Genomic DNA, 8,078 nt, shown 5'->3' on the forward strand with positions numbered 1-8,078 from the left:
ATTCTATCCATGGCCCGACCATAACCATCAACAACAGTAATTGATGTACTGAACATGGTACTGAAAGCAGCCGCAGCTATGATCAAATAGCTCCACTCGCCAATAGAGCCAGTATACAAGCCAATAAGCTGCCCGGCAAATGTTGTAGAGTTATTAGACAGTTCTGTCCCGCTACCATACATCACAAGTGCTCCCAGAGATAGAAATATCACAGCAAGCACACCGGTAATGGCGTAGCCAATATTAAAGTCTAGCAGTGTTTCTTTTAAAGTGGGCGTATAGCTCGTTTGTTTTATTCGTTCTTCAGCCCATAATCCTGTCCAGGTAGACATATCTACCGCTGTAGGCATCCAACCCATGAGTGCGATCAGAAAGATGATACCAGAGCCAGACATTACTTCTTTGGGAACAAAATCCGAACTTATGTCTGCACCACCATTATAAAAGGCAATAAAGGCAGCTGTTATTGTACTGATCAATAGAACAAAACTAACCATCTTCAAAAGGCCGTCCAGCGCATTATATTTACCTCCACCAAGAACTACAACACATATAATAAAGATGATTCCTGCAAGCTTGTCAGTGTCCAGATCTAGGCCAAACAAATTACCCATAAGACCTGCTGCTACAAAAGTTACAGCTGCAGTTACAATAAACATTGTTGCCACTGTAACAAGCGCATATAACCACAGAATCCATTTGCCCTGTTTAGCATAGCCATGCAATATACTTTCACCCGTAGCGCTTGTATACCTTGAAGAAAACTCGAAGAACGGATACTTGAAAATTACTGCTGCCAGGACAGCTGGCAATAATACAAAGCCATAATCAGCACCAGCTCGGGTAGATTGAACAAGATGAGAAACCCCAATACACATTCCAGCAAAGACAATACCCGGACCAAGGGTTTTAATAAAATTTCTAACGTTTGAATTCATAAAAAAATAAACTAATCTCCTAATATACATTAGTCTGGCGTAAGACAAAATATGTCATTTTGTCTTACTAAAAAATTGAATATTACTATTTTTAAGACATTATGTCATTAAAAATTGGCTTAATTATACTTTTTTGGGCTTGGTACAATTTTGATAGACAGTGAGGGAAAATAAACTTTAAATTTTATAACTATGAAACTAGTAAGATATAACCCGCTTAACGATTTCGTGCCAAGTACTTTTGGCGATCTTTTAGAAAATGTATTGCAAACACCTAACAATGGATTCTACCCAGCAGTAGATATCATAAAAGGTGAAAAGGAGTTTACATTGCTACTAGAAGCTCCAGGTATGGAGAAAAGTGATTTCATTGTCGACTTAGAAGAAAAAACACTGATTATCAGTGGTGAAAGAAAACGACCAGAAGGAGTGAATTATACTCAGCTAGAGTCAAATTATGGTTCTTTTAAAAGAACGTTCAAATTGAATGATTTGATTGATAGAGAGAAGATAACTGCAGAGTATAACAATGGTATATTAAGGTTAACACTTCCAGTAAGTGAAGACAAAAAAATCAAAAATGTAATTACGGTTAAGTAATTACATACACAAGGAAACAAAAAGAGGCTGCCTATTAAATAGGCAGCCTCTTTTTGTTTTATAAAGTCCTTATTTACTTAAGGTTCTTCTTATCCAAATCAACAACGATAGGAGAAGCCACAAATACAGATGAATAAGTACCAACCATGATACCAATCAATAATGCAAAAGAGAAACCTCTCAATACTTCACCTCCAAATAGGAATAAGATCAACACAACAACAAGTGTTGTCAATGAAGTCATCATAGTACGATTAAGTGTACCATTAATTGCCTGATTGAAAATTTGCAAACGGTCATTGCTTGTACCAAGATTTAAGTACTCTCTAATTCTGTCAAATACAACCACAGTGTCATTTATTGAGTAACCTATGATTGTAAGTATCGCAGCTACAAATACTTGATCAATTTCATATTTGATTCCGAATAAGCCTGCAATAGCGAAAGCTGAGAATACAAAGGCAGCATCATGCACCAATGCTATAATAGCACCAGTACTAAATTGCCATTTTCTAAACCTCACTAAGATGTAAAGGAAGATAGCGATGATGGCAAAAATACCAGCCTCAAATGAAGCGCTCTTGATATCATCAGCAATAGTTGCTCCTACTTTAGAAGATCCTGAGATTGAAAAACGCTTGTCATCAACTTGGGAATCATCAGCTACATATTTCAATCCTGTGAATGATTCTACCCCACTTACTAAAGCATTTTTTACTTTATCATCTGCACCATCAGTTTCATCATTTACCAGATAAGAAGTGGTTACTTTCATAATATTATTACCGCCAAAGTTTTTCACCTCTGTACCGGCATTTTCAAATGACTCACTAAGTGCCAATTTCATGTCTGTGGCAACAACAGGGTCTTGAAAGTTTACGATATAAGATCTACCTCCTTGAAAGTCTACCCCTAAATTAAGACCCTGAGTAAATGTTAAGGCCATGCCGATAACAATAAATACTGTTGAGAATACATAGGCCATTTTTCTTTTGCCCATGAAATCAATATTAGTATTTGACAGGAGGTTTTTAGAAAAAGGTGTAGAGAATGAAACTTTAGCATCATCTCTTCTACCAACCATCCACTCAACAACTACTCTAGTAATATAAACTGCTGAGAAGAACGAACAGAAAATACCGATCATCAATGTGATAGCAAATCCTTTGATAGGTCCCTGACCTAATACAAATAAGATGATTGCCGTAAGTAAGGTTGTAACGTTAGCATCAACAATAGAGCTAAAAGCCTTTTTATAACCCATGGTGATCGCTTCTCTAAGCTTAACACCATTTTTCATTTCCTCTCTAATCCTCTCAAAAATAAGTACGTTGGCATCAATAGACATACCAATAGTAAGTACTATACCCGCCATACCAGGGAGTGTAAGCGCAGCATTAAACTGAGCTAAAATTCCAAGAATGAAGAATATGTTGAAAACTAAAGCAATGTTGGCAACCAAACCACCTTTTGCGTAGTATGCTACCATAAACAACACAACCATACCCAAACCGGCAAGTATTGAAACAATACCTTGGCTCTGAGCCAGCTGACCCAATGTTGGCCCTACTATAGCCTCCTCAACAATTCTTGTAGGAGCTGGTAAAGAACCGGCTTTCAATATGTTTGCTAAATCTTTTGCTTCTTCTAAAGTGAAGTTTCCAGAAATCTGAGAGTTACCATTAGGTATCTCCCCATTTACTCCAGGTGCCGAGTAAACAAGATTATCTAACACAATAGCAATTTTTCCTCTTGGATTTCTATTAGCTGCTTCTCTTGTCATTTTACCCCATACTCTGGTGCCGGTAGCATTCATCTGCATACTTACTGCAGGACGAGCATACTCATCTAAATCTTGTCTAGCATCAGTGATTACCTCACCAGTTAACGGAGCTTGACCTCCTCTTCCTACTTTCACAAAGTATAATTGCAACAACTCTTCACCGGTCTGTTCATTCATTGTTGGCTTCACTTCCCACAAAGGTTTGATAGTTCTTGGAAGCAAACTCTTTACATCTGGTCTTCTTATGATTTTGCCAATTTCAGTCGTATCTCTAACATCGTAAATTAATGTTCCACCAGCTCTTGATAAAGCAAATAGTGGCGATATCTGAGCGGATAGAGAATCCAATTTATTTTGTGAAGAATCAACTTCCTGACCTTCAAGCGCAGCGCCAAGATCATCAGTTTGTGTTGTATCAGCAGAAAGTGCATCACTAAGATTTTCTGTAGCTGCTTCTGCAGCACCAGACTTATCTTGTTCAAAAGCCTTCTGCTGTTCTTTAACTAAAAGATCATTAATAGCAATAAGTGAATTGCTATACTCCGTTGGCTCTGCTACTTCCCAGAACTCTAACTTTGCAACACCTTGCAATAGTTTTCTTACTCTCTCAGGGTTATCAGCACCTGGTATCTCAATTTGGATTCTACCAGTTCCTTGAAGTCTTTGAATGTTTGGCTGCGAAGTACCAAATTGGTCAATACGAGTTCTTAAAATAATGAATGATCTATCAATAGCATCTTCTATTTCCTTTTCGATTACATCCATCACTGCGTCATCTGAATCACCTCTGCTTACTCTTCCTCTATTAGCCGCATTAGCAAAAATATCTGCCAATGGCTTTTGAGAAATTTCTGAATATGACTGGTAAAATAATGAAGCAAACCTCTCCTGGCTATTTCTCTGCTTTTCCTTAGCAGCTTTGATGGCTTCATTAAATTGTGGATCCGTACTGTTTCCACTAAGTCCTTTTATAATGTCTACAGGAGAAACTTCTAAGGTTACATGCATTCCACCTTGCAAGTCAAGACCTCTGCTTAATTCTGTATCCTTAACTTCTTTGTAGGTATACTCAATACCAAAAAGGTTATAAACAGGAAGGTTCCAAACAGAATCTAAATAGTTCTGCTTCTTACCAAGATCAACAACACCTGTATCATCAGTGGCATATTCTACAGCATCTTTCTGAATACCACGAGAAACAAACGTAAACGATAAATAATATACGCATAGCAGCGTAATAATGATTGTTAGAGTAACAACCGCACCTTTGTTTTGCATTTTTATAAAATTTAAAAAGAATGAATTTATTATTTGGAGTGAGCGAAGCTCACTAATTCGACTACATCACCTATCCCTATTAAGGGGCGTTGGGTGATATTATTAACCTGAATAAGGTATGGAAATAGGCATTGAATAAAGGCTTAGGCTTATATTCAATATGATTTTGTTGTGAGTTGTCTAAGTAAATATTAGAAATGAAGTGGAGTACATTTTGTAAACTTACTTGAGCTACTTGAGCTACTGCCTCAGAACCAATTTTTAGAATGGTCTGATCTTCATCCGTATTATCAGACTGCTCTGTTTTTATTTTGCTTTCAGTTTCTGTAGCATAATCGAAATAGAAACTTTGAGTGAATAAGATCACTACAGCGGCCAATATACCTGCTACCAGACTTACTGAACTCTTAAATTTCGATATGTTATTTCTTCTGCTCATTTATTGAAAGCGGGGCAAATCTAAAGATTTATTGATAGAAAACAATATTATCTTTTGAGTCTGGAATGCAGAAACCCAGATAATACTCCTAGTGCATTCTTGAAATGAGTATTGTTTGGAATAATAAGATCAGCCTCAGATTTAAGCGGTTCGAGATACTTATAATAAGTCGGCATAACGTGCTTCTCAAAACGGTAGAGTACATCATCAAGGTCATACCCTCTTTCATTATTATCCCTAATTATCCGCCTTTTCAAACGAATATGATCTTGTGCATCTATGAAAAGCCTCAGATCAAGCAGCTTATTCACTTCAGGAAAATGCATAACAAAGAGCCCTTCGACAATTACAATTGGAGCCGCATTAAAGATAAGTTGCTTTGGTGTTACAGCAGGGTTGTTAAAAGTATATTCCTTTCTTGTAAACCCTTTTCCTTCTTTTAGTAATTTAATATCTCGAGCAAACTCAATATTATTAATGCAAGAAGGAAGGTCGAAGTTTATAACCCCATTTTCATCAACGGCTTGCTGATCACGGTCCAAGTAATAATTATCTTGAGAAATAAGACAAATATCGTCTTCCCCAAACTCGTTAATCAGCTCATTTAAAAACAATGTTTTCCCTGAAGCACTGCCGCCTGTTATACCTATCAAAAAAGGATCTAACGCCACTCTTAATAATTTTGATTAAGGTAATCTACTAATTTCTTAACAGCTAAGCCACGATGGCTAATCTGATTTTTTTCCTCCATTGACATTTGGGCAAATGACATATTGTATTCATTTGGAACAAATATTGGGTCATAACCAAATCCCTCCTCACCCATTTTTTGTTCTGCTATGCTACCTTTTACAATTCCTTCAAATTGCACTTTCTCCTTTTCTGTAATCAAAGTGATTACAGTTTTAAACTGTGCATCACGATTTGGCTTAGATTTTAGATTAGAAAGTAGCAATTGAATATTAGCCTCATTATCTCTTAGCTCACCAGCATAGCGAGCGGACTTTACACCTGGCTCTCCGTTTAAAGCTTCTACTTCGAGTCCTGTATCATCAGCAAAAACTGCAACATTATATTTGTTAAATATATATTCAGCTTTTTGAAGTGAATTGCCTTCTATAGTAGCCTGTGTTTCTTCAATCTCCTCTAAACAACCAATATCAGACAAACTTAAAAGTTCAATTGAGTCGTTTAGAAGAGAAGAGACTTCTATGAGTTTATTCCTATTATTAGTAGCAAAACAGAGTTTCACTAGTTTATACTAATAAGCTCCACATCAAATTCTAAAATAGCATTAGGTGGAATGGCATCACCTGAACCACCAGTACCATAAGCAAATGGTGATGGCAAAATCATCCTCATTCTACCCCCTTCTTGCATTTTAGGAACCATGATCTGCCATCCAGAGATAACATTTTCTAAGCTAAAAGTTGCTGATGGATTACTGTCAAATACTTCACCAGTACTAAATAGTCTGCCTTCGTAGCTCACTGTAACAACACTTGATCTATTAGGAGTATTACCGCCACCTTGCTCCAATGTGAACCTTATACCACTTGGGTCTGTTGAAACTATTTCATTGGCTTCTTCAAGTGCAGCATCAATAGCAGCAATTTCTGTTATTAATTGTCTATCAAGAACCTTATCCAATGCAACATCAAATTTCAATATAGAATTAGCTGGTACAACATCAGTTGAAACATCACCAAACCCATAATACGAAGGCGCATAAGCTGTAACACTACCACCTTCTTGTATAAAAGATGCAGAATGAATTATGCCTGCTAAAAGACTTAATGTTCTAAACTTTTCACTAGTAGCTTCATCAAATACTACACCGGACTTAAGTATAGAGCCCTCATATGATAGTATTAAAGAATCTGCAACAGTAGGATATGGCTTCAGTCCAGTACCCTGATTATTTACAACGTATCTAATAGCAGTATAATCATCAATTTCAGCTTCTATGCCATTTGAGGCCAGGTAAGCATCAATCTCTTCTAAATCTTTATTGAACTGATCAAAAGTAGGATCAGTTGGTGCTTCCTCTGAATTCAGACATCCGTTTAAAACAAACATGGCACCCAAAAGCACCACTAGACTACTTAATTTAAATGATCTCATGTTATTTAAAATTCACTAACTCAACATCGAATACCAAAATAGAATTGGCTGGGATTTGAGCACTTCTCGCTCTTGCGCCATATGCCAAACCTGACGGAATATAGAACGTAGCTTTTGCTCCTTTATTGAGTAAAGCTATACCTTCATCCCATCCACTAATAACAGCTCCCTGTCCTATCGGAAATTCAAGAGGTCCATAAGGCTCTCTTTGTTCGCTGTAAAGTCCTTTCTCCTGAGCAACTTCTTTAATACTTGTATCAAAAAACTCACCATTCAAAACATGGCCAACATAATTAACCTCTACTGTTTGCCCTACTTCTGGGGTTGGACCTTCACCTTCTTGGGTAATAACATACCTCAAGCCTGATTCGGTAGTCTGAGCATCAATATTATTTTCTGATAAATAAGTATTTATCAATTCTTCGTCAATAGCTACCTGCTCAGATGCCGCTTCTTCCATCTTAGCCATCTGCTTAGATTGCATTTCTTGCTGCCAAGCTCTTAAACCTTCTTCATCCAGTACATCCTGCACTCCAATAAAAAAAGAAATCATTGTCTCAGGTGTAATGCTCGGAGGCAAAGGTGCCTGCCACGTTTTTGTAAAAAGGTCATTTGCAGAAACATCAAAGGATATACTATCGCCTTTTCCTAGCTCAACAAATATCTCTTGAATACTTCCATCCTTCTTAGTCCAAACAGAATCTTCTTTGAAAATCATAATTGGCACTCCTGAGTCTTTAGTATCAACCCAGACAGAGTCAGTATCATCTTTGTAGATCATATTTAGCATTAAATAACTTCCGCTAGGAGCTACTCCTTCACTACCTCTACTCACTACTGTATATTTCAATCCAGATGGAGTTGTCTCTTCACTACCGCTATTACAGGCTTGAAACAATCCAACCAAGATCATTAC

Annotated in this window: 8 protein-coding genes; 1 reads left to right on the forward strand and 7 read right to left on the reverse strand. The window is 37.1% G+C overall.

The genetic code is table 11. The annotated features are described in order from the left end of the window. Window positions 1-938: Nramp family divalent metal transporter (locus E1140_RS03175; RefSeq protein WP_155178970.1), on the reverse strand; the 938-nt coding region annotated here is incomplete at its 3' end. A gap of 192 nt (window positions 939-1,130) precedes the next feature. Here E1140_RS03175 and E1140_RS03180 point away from each other — a divergent pair. Further along, window positions 1,131-1,538 (forward strand): Hsp20/alpha crystallin family protein, encoded by a 408-nt coding sequence (locus E1140_RS03180; protein WP_155178972.1) that lies wholly within the window; start codon window positions 1,131-1,133, stop codon window positions 1,536-1,538. A gap of 73 nt (window positions 1,539-1,611) precedes the next feature. Here E1140_RS03180 and secDF read toward each other — a convergent pair whose 3' ends face one another. From secDF to E1140_RS03210, 6 genes are all read right to left on the reverse strand, one after another. Further along, on the reverse strand, window positions 1,612-4,599 hold the full coding sequence (gene secDF, locus E1140_RS03185) for a protein translocase subunit SecDF (protein ID WP_155178974.1): 2,988 nt from the start codon (window positions 4,597-4,599) through the stop codon (window positions 1,612-1,614). Between the two features lie 79 nt (window positions 4,600-4,678). Then, entirely contained in the window at window positions 4,679-5,038 is a 360-nt protein-coding gene (locus E1140_RS03190) for a hypothetical protein (protein ID WP_155178976.1), read from the reverse strand. A 47-nt stretch (window positions 5,039-5,085) separates the two neighbouring features. Beyond that, window positions 5,086-5,709, reverse strand: coding sequence for a uridine-cytidine kinase (locus E1140_RS03195; protein ID WP_185153400.1), 624 nt, complete (start codon window positions 5,707-5,709; stop codon window positions 5,086-5,088). 2 nt (window positions 5,710-5,711) lie between these two features. Next, window positions 5,712-6,290, reverse strand: coding sequence for a non-canonical purine NTP diphosphatase (locus tag E1140_RS03200; protein ID WP_185153401.1), 579 nt, complete (start codon window positions 6,288-6,290; stop codon window positions 5,712-5,714). After that, window positions 6,290-7,162 (reverse strand): FKBP-type peptidyl-prolyl cis-trans isomerase, encoded by an 873-nt coding sequence (locus E1140_RS03205; protein WP_155178978.1) that lies wholly within the window; start codon window positions 7,160-7,162, stop codon window positions 6,290-6,292. The genes E1140_RS03200 and E1140_RS03205 overlap by 1 nt, the downstream gene beginning before the upstream one ends. A 1-nt stretch (window position 7,163) precedes the next feature. Next, on the reverse strand, window positions 7,164-8,078 hold a 915-nt coding region (locus E1140_RS03210; protein ID WP_155178980.1), incomplete at its 5' end, for an FKBP-type peptidyl-prolyl cis-trans isomerase.

The organism is Fulvivirga lutimaris (genome assembly GCF_009711525.1).
Lineage (GTDB): Bacteria > Bacteroidota > Bacteroidia > Cytophagales > Cyclobacteriaceae > Fulvivirga > Fulvivirga lutimaris.